This window comes from Priestia sp. BR_2 (assembly GCF_041954005.1).
In the GTDB taxonomy this organism is placed as follows: Bacteria; Bacillota; Bacilli; order Paenibacillales; family Paenibacillaceae; genus Paenibacillus_AQ; species Paenibacillus_AQ lautus_A.
Genome location: NZ_JAVFHM010000128.1, coordinates 29810 through 47990 on the forward strand (window position 1 = coordinate 29810; position 18181 = coordinate 47990).

Consider the following 18181-nt stretch of genomic DNA (forward strand, 5'->3'; position numbering starts at 1 on the left):
GATTAATCAAGGCAGCGGATCAATCTGACCGACTGCCTTCGTGTCTTGGTTAAACTAACATTTCGCAATAAGCTAATTGATTAGAGTCTTTTGGCGTTATTGAATCTATGTATCCCATATCCTGTGAAGTCGGAAGCTAATATTGCTTCCTTAAGCGGATATAAATTTGATGTGATTCTTAATTCAATTCCTTTTTGGAGTAATCTCTCCAACAAATTCTCATATTTTTCAACTGATTTGGGTTTCACTACTTGGCGAGAAATGTAGTAGCCAGCTGTTTTATCAAAAAGCTCAAAACCCTCTTCGTCAAAACGATATCGAAATATGATTTGCTTAGATATCCTCGTATACCAGTCACTTTCTACTGTAACTATGATATTGGCAATTGAATTATTAAAGAAGAGTTGTAAATGTTCGTCCGTTGTCGCCTCATCTTTCCTACACACAATTCGGGGACAATCCCTAGGGAAATAGTACGTATACTCGTGCTCTTCATCAAGTGCCCAAACTACGGCAGGAAAATCCGGACGATTTTGCTTCTCTTTTGGTACAAATATATTGATACTATCGTCTTCACTGAAGTGAAAAAGCATGTGCGCCCCCCTCATCCCATTTATTGTTATATTCCATAAAAATATTGAATTAACCTGCCCGTTAGTTTAATAAAAGGGCGTCTGCCGCCGTCGATGAGATCAAATATAAATATAAAAAGCCGCTGATAGCAGCTTTTCCATTATGGTTAATCTTTAATTTTATCCGTTAAAGTTCTAATTATTACACAAAGTTCCGAAGCAATCGAACTACTTATTCGAATGCATGAAAAATTGTAGTATGTTGAAATGTTATAGTTTGAACTCTGAAAGCAAACTTACATTGTACTTGTTGTCAGGATTGATTGCATAAACACGTACTGTTTTTTTATTGAAATCATACATCAATGAGATAGCAGGCACATTGACGTGATATGTACCATCACCATTGTCGGTAATCGCACTCGCATGGAATGAATCAGGATAGAAGGGAGCATCGAAGTCTAAGTGCATTAAAATGCCGATGTTGTCCTTATTGTACTTTGTATGCAGAACGTTAGCTACTTCGCCCATAACTTTGTGTGGATACTCTGGGCCAGTAGAGATTAAAGCCTTCATCTGACTTAGGTCTTCAACGTAAACACCTACGTTAAAGAAACTGTTGGTGTTAGATACTGTTAAATATCTGAGGTCATAAATTTGTTTGCTGTAGGAAACAGTTGAAAAATAAGAGTTAAGATAATTCGTAATCTCATCATCAGTAGCGTTATTGACTTGGGGAACTTGTGGTTTAACTGGTTGCGGCTTTGTGGTTGCTCCTTGGACAGAGAAGTTTCTAATCTCGATGAGATTACCTTTAACTCCGAGATAAGAACCAGTGGATTCGCTGATAAATCTAAGCGGAACAAACACGCTACCATCAACTACTTGCGCAGGAACATCAAGCTTTATAGGATTCCCATTTACATACGCAGTTTTACTGCCTACAGTGAGAACAATGCGCTTTCCGTTTTTAGTGCCGGTGATCTGTTTTTTCTGTTGGTTCCATTGCACAGAGATCCCAAGCTCTTTAAATATTGGTTTGAATTGAACTAAAGTAACCCCATCCTTCACGACTGGGTTCTGGTCAAATAGAACGGCTTGCCCGTTAACGGTTACATTCTTACGAGCATCAGCGCTAACAACGCTAGAAGATATTGCAAGCAAGATAGCAGCTGTAGCAATAGCTATTTTCATTTTCATAAGTAACATTCTCCTTTTACCTTCTTGAATCAATCGTAATTCCTTACAAAATAAAGGTTATTATAAATCCTCCATTTGAATCCGCCTTATCAATATTCCATTCTCCTTCTCATTAAAACAAAAAAAACTCCGACTGTTCACCTTTTTTGGTAATTAAATGTTCATTAATGATCTTTGTTTTGTCTTGGATACGGTTATATCTTATATACTTGGGATCATCAGGAGATAATCCTGAACTCTTAAATATTCCTACGAATCTATAGCGATTTTTTCCTAAATTGTCTTTATATTTCGCAAAGACCGCTCTTTCCTTATTTAAGCTTAAATCATCATCAATAAGTGCAATTCTTTCTTCCTCAGTTTGATTTTCCTGGGACTCATCGATATAGGACCAGTCATCAGCCAAAATATTCAACCATCCTCTTGCCGAAGACTTAATTTCCCCATCAATCTTAACAGCTAGCTGTGGGCACCAAATCCAAAGTGTATCCGTCACTCTAAAACCGCCTCTTTGAAATCCTTTATAGCTTCTCCCAAATATTGTATTAGCTATGTCAGCGATATATTTAAACGATACATCATCATAAATAGTAAGGTAATCTTGCTGCTTAATTTGATCTAGTTCCTCTTCATATGTCAACCACTTTAATTGCTTACTAGAAGCCTTCTCTTGGATGATTGATATGACCTCACTAATTCGAGAATTTATCAATTCTATCGGTTGAGAAGCATCTATTCTTAGACACATGAAATCAGAGGTAGAATCTTCATTAACAGCAGCAATTATTTCATCCAATCGGAGGTTATCTGCTTCTTGATTTTTTAGATGGTATGCTTCATCTACTTCAATTGCTATCTGAAGCTGCGGAAAGTATAGATCCATTAGAGCGTGTTTACCATTCTTGCGTTTTACATATTGCTGACTAACAGGTTTCAGTTCCATATTATCAATTTTGTGCCAGATCGCATTGATAATATAGTTTTCATAATCCTTTCTTTTAGTACGTGATAAAGTTTTTACTAAATAATCGCGTTTATCCATACCTCCACCCTTTCTATCTATTACAACCGCTCTAATCTATAGGCGGTCAAAATGTTTATCAGCTGGTTCTCCTTCAGAATAGGAGGTTGATCTATAATAAGAGACTGCAGTTTATTATTGCAGTCTCTTTGGTTTATTTTATATATTCTTTAAAGGCTGAAAGGGCCTCTCGTGCTTCTTCCTTGTTTTTAAGGACAAGATCTTCGTCAAGGTACTCCTCGTATTCCGTATCGATCCCCATTTCCTTATCAAGCATGGCTGAGGCATGTTTAGCTTTAGCGAGTTTTGTGGTTGTTACATAAGTCTGAAGCTTTAACATGGCTTTTGCGACTTCTAAACTTGCAGTTCCATAAGATTCATTTGTAAAATAGTCAATTGTCTCGCTGTCTATTAGGGCCTGTTCTGCCTCCGTAATCTCAAGCGTGTCATACCCTTCATTTACGGCCTCAGTAGCCAGGGTCAAATAGTCGAGTAGCTTCGCGGCCTCCTCTGAGGTAAACTGTCCTGAGTATTTTTCCTGTACTTTAAATTCAAATTTGATATCGTCACCTCCACCACATCCGGCAAGTAATAAACCGAGTGCGGCCACTATTGCAATCACCCTGACCTTACTTTTTACCATGTTATATTCCTCCTTGATGTATTCAGTGTATTTATCGGTTGAAGTGTATAAAAAAAAGAGCCCTTCAGCTCCCCAAATATCCCCAATATCAATGTTTTAGCTATTTAGCAAGGTATACCTCGAAATTGTGGTTCACTTTGTCTCCACGCACCTGTATCTTATGATTACCCATTCATATTATTTTTGTTCAAGTAGCGGTGATCCGATTTTTCAATATAATATGATCCATTGACATGATCATAATTAAAGCCGTTTTCCAGTAGGATTCTTCTAATTTTATTTCTGTAGGGATTGGTAACTAAGACTGTCGCCTCTATTCTTCTACCAATCCCCTCATTAAAGTATAGGTCGATAAAATGTTGTATGGCTTTCTTTGCTTTTCCATTGCCGGCATATTTATCAAACACCAAAATACCAAGTTCATAGGTTTCATTTCCTTTATGTGTTAACGTGATATCACCGATATAAGAACCATCTTCAATAAATAATTCATAACAATGGTTTGGAGACTTACACCGCTGCGACGGATTGCCATTCTCTATTCTTTGCAGCTCTTGTTCAATCTCCTCTTGGGAACTGAAAATTACGCCAAAACTCTTTACATTATTAACAACAAAATCAATATGTTTTTTTGTCCAGACGGCGTTATTGTTTCTTACAATTCTCATAATCTTCTCCTTATTGTTTTCCTATTATTGGTTGGATCTCCATCCTCAATTTCTTTTCTGTTTCTTCTACCATATAATATAAATCCTCATGTCTGAATTCACTTAGATTTGAAGCAGTAACACGATTTTTTTGTTTTCTAGTTCAACTTTATTCAATAGAGACACACCTCAAAAAAATATTTGTTATTGTTCTCAATTATAGCATCAGGGCACGACAAAGAGACTGCAATAAAATATTGCAATCTCCTTGTCCAGCAGTTTTATACCAAACGGTTTCACATTAATAGTATATTCAAATAAGTCTGTTTTATTCGATTTCGGCCTCCATCGTTTCCCGGCAATCTCCACACATTATATTTACTTCTTTAGTCGATCGGACAGATACTCCACATACGGGGCATATCCATTTTATGCTGTTACTCTTTTTCTTTTTAGGAAGAGTATCTTCTTCATCTAATTCACTATCATTTTCATGTTTGTAATTCCCATACGTATCTCGAGCTAACGTGAAAACAGTCCGATCGATACTAAACGATTCTGTAAGGGACTTTACTTCATCAGATAAATTTGTGGCATACCACCCTTTTCGTTTATCCGGGCTATTTGTTTTGAAGTAAAGACCGTATTTTAAACAAATCTCTTTAAACCTGTTATTATGGTACTCCCCATTCCTGGATGTATCCTTAATTTGATTAACCATACAATATAAGTGAATCATTTGATGTAAAATAATATGAATCGTTTCCAGATATCCTATATTCAAGTATTCTGCAGCGATGTTGATTTCGTACTTCTTTATATCCCCTTCTTTATTACGCCATATCGGAACATTCGTGAACCATCCTTTTGTAGATCTTTTTCCTCCGGATTGAATTGTAATTGCCGGCTCAGGCAGCTGGTTATTAAAAATTGAAGAATTTAAAGCGTGAAAGGCATTATGTAACTCCTCGGTGACTTTCTTTATATTTGTATCATTCATCTTTTAACAACCTCTTAACGTGAAAATTTAGTTATAATTTAGTATATAATTTTGAGTATTAATATTCAAAATTATAATATGGGTATTTGTCCCTAGTCACTTTATCCCATTTTCCGACTTTCAATTGCTAGACTGGTATGGTATTATATTCATCAAGGAAATATTTAAACCACTGAACAACATACTAAAATTGAATATAAAAAAAGCCATCAAGTTCAGGCGGTTTTAAGAAGTTACCAGCTTCTTAAGCAGCTCATCCGATTGGGAGATCGGGAACAGGCCAACTCAATGACTTTCTTAACGTATATACGTTAATTATACCAAATTTGTCTTAGTGAATCAAGGTATAAGCGAAAGGATCATTGAGGGATTCTTGCTACATACTGGAGTCTACCAAGCCCTGTCTCTCTCCGTTATCGGATGGATGCAGGGCTTTTATATTTCCTTACAAGTTTTCCTGTCTGAAGACAGTAAAAAACCTAGCTTACCAGGCTAGGTCGGAATTATCAGCTATTTTACGTTTACCACCAACGTTGATTCGGATCTACCAAATCCGTTCAACACTGTTGTTCTAAGTTACCAGCTTAGAGCAACAAAGCAACAAAGCATCCAAGCAACAAAACAATTAAATAATACTATCAAAAGCACATGAAGCATTTTTTCGAAAAAATGAACTTTCATGGGCCTGCTTTCTTATTGTCTATTATCTCTTCTGCTTGAGATTATATCAAGCATTTGGAAGGTTTTCAATAAGAAATTTAATACTATAGCCCTTGTTTCGACAATATTCTACATACGCAGCACCTATATTTGAGGGTTATACAAGATTCACCACGATACTGGTATTCTTAGAGTTTTGTTTCGGCAGCTCTCTATTGAATCATAGATGAAATTGAGTAACTAACTTCATATACTGGCGTTTGATTCATTTTTCAAAAAAATGACTATCAAAGGCTTAGTTTCCTATTGTCTTTTTTAAGGTAACTAAGGACCTCAGATTCGCCATCTGCGTGGTTTTGCTTAAGATGTGACAGGAGAACACGTAAAAAACTGTCCGTGGTACGGGAGGAAGATCTATGCCAAGCGTATCACTATTGTCGGGGGTTGCCACTTGTGGCCATTGACGCTAAACCAGCGTTCGTGAAGCTCCATTAGTCCCCGTCTACCTTCATGTCGCGATGACAGTTAGCAAGGCCGGGGACAAGCATAGGCAATACGAAGAGCATTCCAATACCGTGTGACTCCATGGTGGAATGCGACCGTTCCGAATAGTACGTAGTAAATTATCGATTGAACCTTGCTGGAAACCGTTCAAGGGAGGTAAGACTACGGTTTGAGAAGTAACTGTAAAAGCTGTGGTAGCGGATCGTCACATAGGAACCGTAAGCGATCCGGAGCTGAGACTCCATAAAGCAGTTGGCGCTATTTTAGCGCGTGGGTAGAAACAATTCCGGCAACCAGTCGCCGTTTCTTTAGTACTGGTCCCTTTTTCTACCATCACCTTATCCCGAGAGGCGGCCATCGATGCTGCTTTTTTATTTATCACCTTTCTCGGGATAAGGTGAATTGTGTCCACTTAACCCCAAAACCATTCTTGAAAAAGAATGTTCAAATTGATCGAACTCCAATTCGCCTTAACGTAGGGGTGGGCGTGGGGAGTTATGTTTTTATAAAGTGAAACGCATAGCGTTTCTACCTTTTATTGCGAGGTTGTGGATAGAGAGAAAATCTCACTCTTTTATCCACATATATGATATTTGTATTTTCGTCATAGTGGATATTTACATATCAAAATTAGATAGATTAGGAAATGGAGTTTGGGTTGAGGGAGTCCCCTGGTAGGAGTAGCAATTCACATTGAAAGTTTGGAGTGAAGAGAAAATTTGATCATTTATTTTTGGGAGTTCTTTTGGAAGAAGCACTTGAATGCCAGTGTGGATCCGAAAGCAGGTGGGTCTCCTCTCGCTACACTATCCATTGAAGCAGTAGGAATGCTGGCAGCAGCTCCTCTCCTGGAAGTCGGTACGTATCTCAAAGCTGGTGGGCCTCCTCTTCGCTACACTATCCATTGAAGCAGCGATCGATAAGGAATGCCGGCAGCAGCTCCTGAAAGAAGCACCTGGAAGTCGGTGCGGATCTCAAAGCTGGTGGGCCTCCTCTTTCCTACACTATCCATTGAAGCAGTGATCGATAAGAAATGTCGGTAGCAACTCCTGGAAGAAGCACCTGGAAGTCGGTGCGAATATCAAAGCTGGTAGGCCTCCTCTTCGCTACACTTTCCATTGAAGCAGCGATCGATAAGGAATGCCGGCAGCAGCTCCTGGAAGAAGCATTTGGAAGCCAGTGCGGATCCCAAAGCCGGTGGGCCTCTCCTCGCTTACTTGAATTACTTCGATTGGAATTGCAATAAGGTTTTGTGATTTGCAGGAGCAGTTATTAATGTGCGAATTCCATGTTCCTTCAAATAGACATGAAATTCATCGACACTTAAATTATTGAAATAATCTGATTCGGATTTCAGATTCACAATCTTCATTTTTTCTCTTTTCAGAGCAGAGCCTCCTCCTTATATGCGGACTTTAATCATGGAATAAGGCATTAAATGAGCTATAACAATTGCCGTGTTCCTCCCTGCAACTTAACGGCGTTCTCTTAGCTATAAAGCTTCATGGCTGGTGTTCTTTTTTTACTCAATGATTTCTTTCTAATTTTTAAACCGTTATCTTCAGCAGTTTTTCGTATTGCTTTGACGAGTTCTTCAGCCTTTTTTTCGTTGATCTTCATTACAACATCCCTCCCATATCATCATTATGGACATGGAGAAAAAGATGCATACCTCTCCCCTACTCGATCATAGATATTAATTAAGTCCGCAACACACTAACACTGTTGCAGAGGAATTTCTATCTGGAGGGGTAACTCATGATTAGAGAAAGGCAAGAGAGAAGTGATAAGAAGTGTCCGGTTGCACCATACATTAGTGATTCGTCATATGAACAAGTCGCACGAATTGGTTATGTTTGTGATTTACCTCTAAAGGCTGTTGGGGAATTATTAGCTCGAGAAGGATTGAAATCTAAGGACCTTATCGATGTAATTAAACTACACTTTCGCAGGGACTTCATTGTTGACGATTATCAAATTTGTATCGGTCATCAAGAAAACAGACCATTTCGAATGAATTTTACCGGTGATAAGAAGAGACTAGCGATGAGATTTTATAAATTTGAACATGAGCGTTTTGCAGCACTTGCTTATGCCTTAGATTGTTCTGTTCAAATGGCAATAGGATATGTAATCGAAACATCACTTACTCGTAAAAACATTCTTTTGACTGTATTAGGTAAGGGTATCATTCGTGAGCTCAATCAATCTCGGATTGAACAACTCAGAGAAATTTGTAGATACTTAGATCAGCGCAGCCCCGATGTATATATTACGCTTCCAGTTGTTATGGCCCATATACTAAATAGCAGCTTAATTGATCAGAAGAAAATCACTAAGACAATTGCTGAATGGACGCATACGTAAATATTCAAAGCTCCCATAGACTAGTCATAGTTCTATACTCAATTCCTAGTCTATAATCAGGACCTGACAATGTTAGCGTCAATTATTGGTGTAAGAATATTAAATGAACTGTTAGCTAGTGCGCCTAAGTCACCGACATCGTCTATATTGCTCTTCATTTCAACGAGAGAATTCTTTATGTCTCAATTTGCGTCATGTTGCCTCTTTTTGAGACTATTTGTCTCTAGAAAACAGAAAGACCCTTGTTGTATCAAGGGTTCTCGTCTTTGCCTCTATTTGTCTCTATGTGCGTCATGATGTCTCGCCTTCTGGATTTTTTCCTTGTTCCTCCATTTCTGAACGTAGCCGGCTCTCATAATGATCCCGTATATATTGTTTCACAAATAATTGCCTTTTTAGATCATCTTCTTCTTTCCGAAATAAACTTACCTTCTTCATGCGTTCGGAGGCCGGCATTTCAGCCCATTTATTTAAAGCTTCTAATTCAAGTTCGCTATTTATTCTATGATCAGTAATCCGCTCAGTAATTCTTTGCTGCCGCTGTTCTAAACGTGCTGCTTCATTCAGTTGCTGTAATTCTGTAATTTTATCTGTGATCGTTGTTGCTTGTTCTTCAAAAGCATTACTTAATAATTTTGTTTGATCTTCGGTTGATAGAACTCTTTGTTCTTCCATTATTTTAATTATCGTTGCTCCAATTTGCTCTTCAAGTAGATGAGTAAATTCACTGCTTTGGAGGAACCTTCTCATTTGATCTGTTGGCTCAAGGTCCGTGCTGGTTGCTTGCATATTATCAGGTAAAGGCCGTAACTCAAATGGTGGTTTATCAGCCAACAAATTGAATATGCCCTCTTTGTTCCAGCCGTCTTCTCTCATTGATTTAATGAATTTACCAACCTTCAGATCTAATGCATCGTAAACCCTTTTACCATCTGCTGCTCGGGCTACATAATGAATGCCTTTAGATTCCAAAGTTTTAAACCAATCATTGGTCGTTGTATAATGCATATCTATTTCGTTAGCAAACTCTGCAAGTTGCCAGAATTCCTTGTCACTCATTGACTCATCTCCATTCACAACTAGTCTATAAATAGTACAAAGTCTATATATATCCTATATCTACTAGTCTATTAATAACAAATAGTCTATATATATTCAAGGGCTAATAGTCTATTCATAGTGAGTAGCCTACTCATTGTAAACTATTAATCTACTAGTAAAAATCATGGTAGTCTATCCATACTCTATAATGATGGGCGTCACACTATTTGAAAACCTTTATTTTATGCGCATTCATAGTCTATTAATAGTCAGTAGTGTATTCATACTCTACTATTGATAAATTAATAGATTATTTATTCGTATTGTATTGCATTGAATAGGTGGAAAATGGTATATTTTCTTTAGAGACATTTTGTCTCAATTTGCTACACAATCTTTTTCTTTTGAATGTTTATCGCTAAAGCTTTATAAGGAGGCTTGAATGTGTCTGGAAATGGTTACATAAGTGTTCAAGAAATTTGTAAAAACATCATGAAAGGTATTAATCTTGATATCTTTTATCTCATTCGCCAAAATCAAGGCATTTTCAAATCAGAAATTATAAGACATTTTCAACAATATGATTCTGCTCCAAAGGTGGCCGTATCCAAATATCGCCATAAGGTGGATATTGGAATTGCTACTTTAACCGGTGCTCGGTTTATTGAGTCTAGAGATGGTGGGAGAATTGATCAATTTTTTCTTACGAAATATGGGGAAGAGGCTGCTGACTATCTTGGTGAGCTAATTGATAGCGATCCGTCTATCATGTTCGGAAGTATCATTGTAAATGCTGTTAGTAAAGAAGATGCGGAGGTATAAGATATGATAGCTAAAGTTGATAATTTATGGCCATTAGAAGGATTTGTAACCCAAAATAATGCTCAAGCAGGCATTAACGCTGGGTTCATAGGATTAGGACAGGGTGGCGGTAAGATCGTTGATGCATTAGCTAGTATTAAAAATCCAAAGAATGATCAGCAAGTATATCCATGCATAGCAATCAATTCTAATCTGGGTGACATGAAAAACCTGAAGAATATTGCTTCTCGGTTTAAATATCCTCTGGTTGGCTATGAGAAGGGTGTGGGGAAGGATCCACAAACTGGCCGCCAAGCCTTCTTAGAGAATGGTGAACGTATTTTTGATGCTATTGCTGAAGTAATGAATCAAGTAGATGTTATATTTGTCGTTGCTTCAATGGGGGGAGGGACCGGTACAGGTTCGATCAACGAGCTTACGGATGCCATTAGTAGATACCTTGGTAAGCCAGTTATTGCAATAACGACGCTGCCTCGTCCAAACGAAGTTGAAAGTCTGAATGCATATAACGCAATGGCAGAGCTTGTTCCTAAATTAGGAGAGATTGAAACAGATGATAATGGTCGGAGTTATAGATTGCTTGAATCACTAATAATCCTCGACAATGAAAAAATAGTGAATGATCACATCCAGGATCCTGAAGTCCAAGGGATAACCTGGGACTACTACAGTAACTATAAAGTAGCCAGCATCCTTCATGAATGGAGTGTATTGACTAGCCTGGAAAGTGACTATACTGTCGATGCAGCAGATTTATACAATCACATCTTATTGGCCGGTGGAGTTATCACTTTTGCTAAGAAGAAGATTGATCTGGATCAATTTAAAAATAAAGACGATCTGATCGCTGAGATCATCAGTACATATCGTGGTAAAAACGTATTGGCTAATGGGTTTGACTATGAGAATGATATGCGGAGCATGGCGCTCGTTGTTGTAATGCCACGCGAACGTGAATCAGAGCTGAACCAGGATACGTTGGAGATCATTCGTACTGAAATTAAGAAAGAACTGCCTCATATTAATTTTTATCCTGGATCGGCTACCTCTGGCAGTAAGCGACATGCCATCGTATATACAATGGCTAATATGGCTGGACTACCAGAAAGAGCAAAAAATCTACGCCAAGAAGCAGAGCAGCTTCAGCGTGAACGAGAAGCGAGAGAACGACAAGCTTCCGGATTTAATATGGGAGACAAGCTTGAATCACAGAACCGTATTGGAGGAAAGCGCGGACCAGTAGGTTCAAATCCATTCTCCAAACAAGTTGCTGCATCCTCTGAAGAAAGCTCAGCTAGGCCGGCAAACAACCCATTTAAGAATCCATTTAAAAAATAATACGTACCTTGTAGAAAAAGCAGATTTAATGATCTGCTTTTTCTTACATTGTGGTGTGAAATACTCCGTATTAAAAATACGGATAGGTTTGACGATATCTTAGGGTATACCGAGGGAGAGGAGAGTAACAATGACTCAATTAAATAGAAATAGAACAAACCTACAGTATCAACGGGAATTTTTCAGAGTTCCATATAGATCAGTGGTGTCCATATCTAAGGATGACGAGACGTATATTAATCATTCAATAATTGATTTGAGTGGGGGAGGAATTGCTTTTCTTGCCCATGATGAGCAGTTTGTTATCAAGGATCGTGTAAAAGGTATCCTCTATATAAACAGGCAGCCGATTACCTTTTACGCTAAGGTTGTGCGTGTTTCTGATGATGGTATCGTCTCAGCTAAATACATATTAATTAATGAACAACAAAGATGTAAAATAGTACAGGAATGTATGAGAGAACAGCTCAAGTATAGAAAATGATCGATGTACATTCGATGATGAAAGCATGATGTATAGTCTGAAACCAGCCGCCATAATAAATGGCGGTTTTTTTAATTACAGATGCGATATTTTAGGACCTTTTTTTGTACGCATAAGTTTAGATGATGGCTGAAATTTACATTGATAAAAGAACTAATGTTCGCATATAATACAAACGAATGTTCCTGTTGTGTTGAAGGAGGGGTATGGATTGAAGTCACGGCAGCGTGTTGTTATGTTGGTGGACTGCCAATCTTTTTACGCCAGTGTGGAAAAAGCCGAGCACCCGGAATATAAAAACCGTCCCTTGGTGGTTGCTGGTGATCCAGAAAGGCGCTCAGGCGTTGTTCTGGCTGCATGCCCTATAGCCAAATCCAAAGGTATTAAGACGGAGGATAGACTGGGTGAAGCTTATGCAAAGTGCCCTGAGCTTGTAGTGATACGGCCACGCATGCAAAGGTATATTGATGTGGCGATGCTCATCACAGACATTTACAAGCAGTATACAGACCTTGTCGAAACGTTCAGTATTGATGAACAGTTTTTGGATGTTACTGGGTCTATGCATCTCCATGCTAACGCTCCTGAGGAGCTGGCCCATCTGATCCAAACACATGTCATGGCTGCGACAGGGGTGTATATTCGCTTCGGGATAGCCGAGAACAAGATACTTGCAAAGACCGCTTGTGACAATTACGCCAAGAAAAATCCTTCCGGCATATACACTCTCACGAAAGAGATGCTACCTGAAACCCTATGGAAGCTTCCGGTTAGCGACATGTATATGGTGGGACGCCGGATGACACGCCACTTTAACGTAATGGGGTTGCCAACGATCGGAAGTATAGCTCAGACGTCTCTTGGAAAGCTCAAGCAGATGATGAGGCGCAAGTTTGGAAAAAACTCGGACATCCAGGCCGAGTTATACTGGCGGATCGCAAACGGCATCGATGACAGCCCCGTACGGCCGGGGACCCACCAGGTCGCCCCTAAATCCGTTGGTCACATGATGACCTTGCCGCGGGATTACAGCAAAATTGAGGAGATTAAGGTCGTGCTGTTAGAACTTACGGAGTTGGTCTGCCAACGCTGCAGGGCACTTGGTTTCATGGGTCATGTTGTATCGGTCGGTTGCATGGGGGCCGATTATGATCGCCCCACCGGATTCTCCAGGCAAATGAAGATGGAGGACCCATCCAACATTACCATGCAGGTATATCGTTGGGCCTGCAGGCTGCTGGAAGAGCATTGGGATGGACTACCGATCCGGCGCGTCGGAATTAGTTTGACCCAACTCGCTCCGGACAATGAATATCAGATGTCGCTGTTTGATACTGGTCGGGAGAGACAGATGGCACTCGAACGCACAACCGATGCGTTGAAAAAGAAATACGGGAATTCAATCGTGATTCGAGCTGTATCTATGACGGCAGCCGGTCAAGCACTTGATCGATCGGCTAAAATAGGAGGACATTATAAATGACAAAATTAGACGGCAACGGATTATGGGAGTCAAGCCGGATGATGCTTCCTGAACATAGAGAAACGATCATTCGCCGGCAGTTGGAAGAAGGCAGGAAAGATCGGCCAACGTTGGATCCGCAGGAGATAGAGTTGATTGAACAAGCTCTGGCCGAATCTTTCTATGAACACCGAACTCTTACCGTAAGGTTATTTGATGAATATGAAAATACGGAGCTAACGGGTATTGTGGTTTTAATCCATACTTTCAGACGAGAGATCAAATTATCTATAACAGAAGGTGACTGGCAATGGATTAAGGTCGATGAAATTACTTCAGTGAGCAGAAATTGAATAGAAACGCTTGTCGGCATAAAGCTGATAGGCGTTCTTTTTGTCTCTTTTTGCCTTACTTTGTCTCATTTTCACTCATATATTACAATGTACGATCTGATTAAAGAACCCTTGATTTATAAGGGCTCTTTTATATATGCGTCATTTTGTCTCTATTTGTCTCATGTTAATATGATTCATTTTGCGTCATTTTGCGTCATCTTATCTCTGTAATTATTCAGCATTATTTTGAGGCGTTTTTTTTCGAGAATGAAGGGACTGTCATGACCAGATTAAGGTCTTTAGCAACCTCAATATATCAGGGTATCGTCATTAATATAAAACAAAGTGGGTTTAGCTCTGATCCATTTTCAGTAGTACTGCAATTCGAAACATAAGAATCGTTTAAGGGAAAATACTTGAAATAGATAGAAGCCCTCAAATTCTAATGAAATTCCGCCGTTGCTTTTGATTTGAACAGCATAGCTTTGATTCTTACCATATTCTTATCTGCAGGTCCTTGCCTGGCAGGGGCTATTTAAACAGATCAAGCTAACTTGTTCTCGGAAATTTCGCTTTATCTCGTAACTCAGACCTCTTGGCTTTTGAGGGGGAGGCAGAACAGATCCGGAAGGCCTCTTTCAAGAATTGAATTTTACTGCAAACATGGAGAGCTTGAGAGTAGACGGTAAGCGCAGCTGGACGGAGAGTACGGAGTGAAAAAGCGCACCAAAGGGGCGGTTGATACGAGGCAGACAAACCTATTCGAAGACGTTAGTCGAAGAAAGAGGTTTGTAATGCAGGATAAGGCGCGTGTCCGCGCTAGGACACATGTACCCGGCAAAGCCGGTTATTTAATGAATTTATTAGGAACACAAGAAGGGACACAATAACATAAAATATTCTATAATAGGACCACAAATGATATAATTTATAGGAATTACATACCAATTCGAGACCACAATAGGGGAGATGATCTATATGCCAGCTAAAAATGATTATGATCTTGGTGAACCTTATAAAATCAGATTGGAGCCAGATTCAGAGTCGAAGATTCATGCGATCATGGAGCTCACTGGAGAGTCCAAACCAGACACAATACGAAGATTGCTTCGCATTGCAATTGAACTAGAGCTTGCTGACCATTCTCTTGGTTTTGTGCTGCCTCAAATTAGACGTGCAGTTTCAGAATCGTTAAAACCCTTTGAGAATCGCATTGCTGCATTGACTGCGAAAGCTACGATTGCTTCTGCGACTTCTATGTACACAAATCTAGAATACTTAGGGCAATCTGGGAAAAGGGATATAAAAGCCGTTCATGAAGAAGCGCGAAAACGTGCAGTGTCTTATACACGAACACCTACCGATTTGAAGGATGAGTGAATAGGATGACGATGAACAATAGACTTCCAAATTACTCGGAAGAACATGCGCGCTTCTCTTCGCCAGTTATTTTTAAAATGAGATTCTATGTTCCGGAAAAAGGATCGAAGGTGACACAATCGAAAAACGCAGCTCATATTCGATATATTGGAACACGTCCAGGTACTGATCTGGGTGAAACTGATTTAAGATCCGATCGAGATTGGGATGATGAATTAGATGTGGAGGCTCCGGATCCTGGCACAGCAGCAGGTCATGTGAAGTATGCAGATGAGAGACCAGGGTCGCATGGGCTGTTTTCATATTCGGATGAGAAACCAAACCTTCAAGAAGTTCAACAAGAACTTATGGAACATAAGGGGTTGGTTTGGCGAATGGTTTTGAGTCTTGCAGAAGAAGATGCGAAGAGGCTCGGTTATACCGAACGTGGAAAGTGGGAAGATACTGTCAGAGCGTCGATTTCAGATGCTGCAGCGAAGATGGGGATTACTGAGACTAACTTAAAATGGGTGGCAGCCTTCCACCAGGAGCAAGGCCATCCGCATGTACATATTGTGATGTGGGAAAAGAATCCTATTCGCCGGCGTGGTCAAGTATATCCCAAATTACTTGAGGATATGAAGAAGACCTTTGCTAAGGAAATATTCGCTGAAGAACGAATGATTCTTAATCAAGAAAAAACAGCAATGCGTGAACTGATGAGATCGATGAGCAAGGAGGATCTTAGCAATGCTGTTCAAGTGATGAGAGACGTTCGGGAAATGCAAAAGGAGATTGACCTCGAGTTGAACAGTATGGGGGTATCGAAGACTTCTCTAGCTCCTAAATTGTTCCTGGAAGATCGTAAGGAAATCGCTGATCGTATTCAACAGATTGCAGAGCTGCTACCTCAAAAGGGACGAATTGCATATAAATATATGCCTGAGAATGTAAAGCAATCTGTTTCGGATACATCTCGGTGGCTATTAAATAGCCCATCGTTTAATCATTCCTTAAGTCGTTATTATTCAGCTGTCGAGAGGATGACACGTCAGTACACGACGAATGAGGACGACATTAATAAAGCCAAGGAGAATGCGTATAAAGATTTGGAGAAGCGTATATCACAAATTGTTTTACGAGCTGCAGCTGAATCTAAGAAGAACGTTTATTTACGCGTTGATCCGGATAAAGCCCGAGAGGTCATATATCAATTCTCGCATGCTATGGGAAAACCGGAGGATACCTTCGCTAAGGATGTAATTGTGAATTCCATAAAGTCATTGCGGGATCTGAAGATCTCTTTCGAGAATCAAGCCAGAATTGCAGCGAAATGGGGCCAAAAAGCGGATCTCCAACTCACGAGGAGTGAAGTGTTTACACTCGTTAGGGAAGTTAATCTAGATCCACCGAGTGAACAGGTAGAAGATCTAGAAAAACAGGCCACTATTGCCGCGCGAGTGATGCGTCAATCTGGTGAGATGGAGAAAGCACAGCTTTCGGAATTCTTAAGAAGCGCAGGAATATCTGAAGACGCTATACCTAGGATAGTAAGAGATGCAGAAAAAGGGTTGAAGGAATCCAATAACACATTCCTTGACGAAGAGCAGTGGGGAAAATTGACCGAGTTAGCTGGTGTCAAAGCTGAGTATCCTTGGGAGCAAAAGCAGGAACAAGAAGTCCTTCACGAAATGAAAGGACAAATTGTAGAAGCATTTCGGAATGGTCACCTAACCAGTGATGCAAGCGCTGGACACACGGCGTTTTGTATGACGGTCGCACTGAAACAACTTGGTTTGGGTTTAGAAGAACGTCAGTCTATCATGAGCGAGTTTGCTGAGAAAAACGGCATCCATGGGATCGGTAAGATTTTAAAGACGGTTGAAGAGGCTGATACTAATTTCTTGCGTAAGGATACATGGGCAATGATAAATAACAACCTAAAAAGAGATATTGAATATCCTTGGGTGGAACGGACTGTCTGGGTTGTTGAGGATGAAAAATTCAAAGACGCTCTTACAAAGTTTCAACAATCAAATCATGATTTAAGCAGCGAATCTGATATTAAATGGGCAGCAACTCAGTTCGCAAATTTCCTGCGAAGTCGAATAGATGGTGAAAAAAATATACGTTCTGAGGTTTCTGATTTTTTAACTAAATCTCAGTATATAAGTCCGGATCAGATAAAAGACATCGATCTCCTGCAAAAGCGAACCGGGGACATTTCATCAATGGCTAAACTGATTGGGGTTCGAGATCAAGTGGCTGCTACTGTCACTAATTTTTCAAAGGTGTTATTTGCAGCTGGTATGGCTTATGACCAGGTAAAACAAATCATCACGGATTGGAATGACAGAACAGGTTTGAATAAGGATCCGGAATATTTGGACAAGATTATAAACACGGTTGAGAAGCAGTATAATGACCAAGCTGAATGGGGACGACCGCCTGTACTTAGCAAGAAAGACTTCCAGAATCTTAATCAAACGCTTCAAACGAATGCACCATATATGTGGTCAAGTAACAAAGAGTTAGGTAGATCGAGGCAAGATCCAAGCTTAAATATAGCCGGCAAGCTTTGGAAATCCCTGTGGAACGGACTAGAACAAGAACGGATTCGCATCCATGCAAAGGGTGAATTGATGAAAAAACAGAACCAACGTCGCTTGGAGCGCATTGCAGAGCAAGAGCGAGATTAAGCAGTGCATTTATACATGTCTGTAAAT

At 39.7% G+C, this 18181-nt stretch carries 16 protein-coding genes; 8 read left to right on the forward strand and 8 right to left on the reverse strand.

Annotation, left to right across the window (positions count from 1 at the left end):
* Positions 1 to 80: 80 nt before the first annotated feature.
* The 7 genes from RB298_RS04760 to RB298_RS04790 all read right to left on the reverse strand — a co-directional run bounded on the left by RB298_RS04760 (position 81) and on the right by RB298_RS04790 (position 7867).
* The gene (locus RB298_RS04760; protein WP_486046078.1) at positions 81 to 593 is read right to left on the reverse strand and encodes a DUF6886 family protein; all 513 of its coding nucleotides are present in this window, start codon (positions 591 to 593) and stop codon (positions 81 to 83) included.
* Positions 594 to 842: 249 nt separating this feature from the next.
* A complete protein-coding gene (locus tag RB298_RS04765) occupies positions 843 to 1772 on the reverse strand; it encodes a copper amine oxidase N-terminal domain-containing protein (protein WP_486046080.1) in 930 nt (309 codons plus the stop codon).
* A 112-nt stretch (positions 1773 to 1884) separates the two neighbouring features.
* Entirely contained in the window at positions 1885 to 2814 is a 930-nt protein-coding gene (locus tag RB298_RS04770; protein WP_486046082.1) for an AbaSI family restriction endonuclease, read from the reverse strand.
* 133 nt (positions 2815 to 2947) lie between these two features.
* Positions 2948 to 3436, reverse strand: a complete 489-nt coding sequence (locus RB298_RS04775) for a hypothetical protein (RefSeq protein ID WP_486046084.1) — start codon at positions 3434 to 3436, stop codon at positions 2948 to 2950.
* A gap of 164 nt (positions 3437 to 3600) precedes the next feature.
* Positions 3601 to 4104 (reverse strand): GNAT family N-acetyltransferase, encoded by a 504-nt coding sequence (locus tag RB298_RS04780; RefSeq protein ID WP_486046086.1) that lies wholly within the window; start codon positions 4102 to 4104, stop codon positions 3601 to 3603.
* A 307-nt stretch (positions 4105 to 4411) separates the two neighbouring features.
* On the reverse strand, positions 4412 to 5083 hold the full coding sequence (locus RB298_RS04785; RefSeq protein ID WP_486046088.1) for a SprT-like domain-containing protein: 672 nt from the start codon (positions 5081 to 5083) through the stop codon (positions 4412 to 4414).
* A gap of 2652 nt (positions 5084 to 7735) precedes the next feature.
* The gene (locus RB298_RS04790) at positions 7736 to 7867 is read right to left on the reverse strand and encodes a hypothetical protein (RefSeq protein WP_486046090.1); all 132 of its coding nucleotides are present in this window, start codon (positions 7865 to 7867) and stop codon (positions 7736 to 7738) included.
* A gap of 138 nt (positions 7868 to 8005) precedes the next feature.
* Between RB298_RS04790 and RB298_RS04795 the strand changes: the two genes are divergently transcribed.
* Positions 8006 to 8614, forward strand: coding sequence for a hypothetical protein (locus tag RB298_RS04795; RefSeq protein WP_486046092.1), 609 nt, complete (start codon positions 8006 to 8008; stop codon positions 8612 to 8614).
* A 291-nt stretch (positions 8615 to 8905) separates the two neighbouring features.
* Here the strand turns inward: RB298_RS04795 and RB298_RS04800 are convergent, their stop codons facing one another.
* On the reverse strand, positions 8906 to 9673 hold the full coding sequence (locus tag RB298_RS04800) for a hypothetical protein (protein ID WP_486046094.1): 768 nt from the start codon (positions 9671 to 9673) through the stop codon (positions 8906 to 8908).
* A 426-nt stretch (positions 9674 to 10099) separates the two neighbouring features.
* On the opposite strand from RB298_RS04800, the gene RB298_RS04805 reads away from it, so the two are divergent.
* The 7 genes from RB298_RS04805 to mobP3 all read left to right on the forward strand — a co-directional run bounded on the left by RB298_RS04805 (position 10100) and on the right by mobP3 (position 18154).
* On the forward strand, positions 10100 to 10477 hold the full coding sequence (locus RB298_RS04805) for a hypothetical protein (RefSeq protein ID WP_486046096.1): 378 nt from the start codon (positions 10100 to 10102) through the stop codon (positions 10475 to 10477).
* A gap of 3 nt (positions 10478 to 10480) precedes the next feature.
* The gene (locus RB298_RS04810; protein WP_486046098.1) at positions 10481 to 11815 is read left to right on the forward strand and encodes a tubulin-like doman-containing protein; all 1335 of its coding nucleotides are present in this window, start codon (positions 10481 to 10483) and stop codon (positions 11813 to 11815) included.
* A 130-nt stretch (positions 11816 to 11945) separates the two neighbouring features.
* Positions 11946 to 12299 carry a PilZ domain-containing protein gene (locus RB298_RS04815; RefSeq protein WP_486046100.1) on the forward strand — a complete coding sequence of 118 codons (354 nt, stop codon included), beginning with the start codon at positions 11946 to 11948 and terminating at the stop codon, positions 12297 to 12299.
* Positions 12300 to 12510: 211 nt separating this feature from the next.
* The gene (locus RB298_RS04820; RefSeq protein WP_486046102.1) at positions 12511 to 13782 is read left to right on the forward strand and encodes a DNA polymerase IV; all 1272 of its coding nucleotides are present in this window, start codon (positions 12511 to 12513) and stop codon (positions 13780 to 13782) included.
* Entirely contained in the window at positions 13779 to 14114 is a 336-nt protein-coding gene (locus tag RB298_RS04825) for a YolD-like family protein (protein ID WP_486046104.1), read from the forward strand. Before RB298_RS04820 ends, RB298_RS04825 begins: the two co-directional genes overlap by 4 nt.
* Before the next feature lie 960 nt (positions 14115 to 15074).
* Entirely contained in the window at positions 15075 to 15476 is a 402-nt protein-coding gene (locus RB298_RS04830; protein WP_427496172.1) for a hypothetical protein, read from the forward strand.
* Positions 15477 to 15481: 5 nt separating this feature from the next.
* Positions 15482 to 18154, forward strand: a complete 2673-nt coding sequence (mobP3, locus tag RB298_RS04835) for a MobP3 family relaxase (protein ID WP_486046106.1) — start codon at positions 15482 to 15484, stop codon at positions 18152 to 18154.
* The last annotated feature ends 27 nt before the right edge of the window (positions 18155 to 18181 follow it).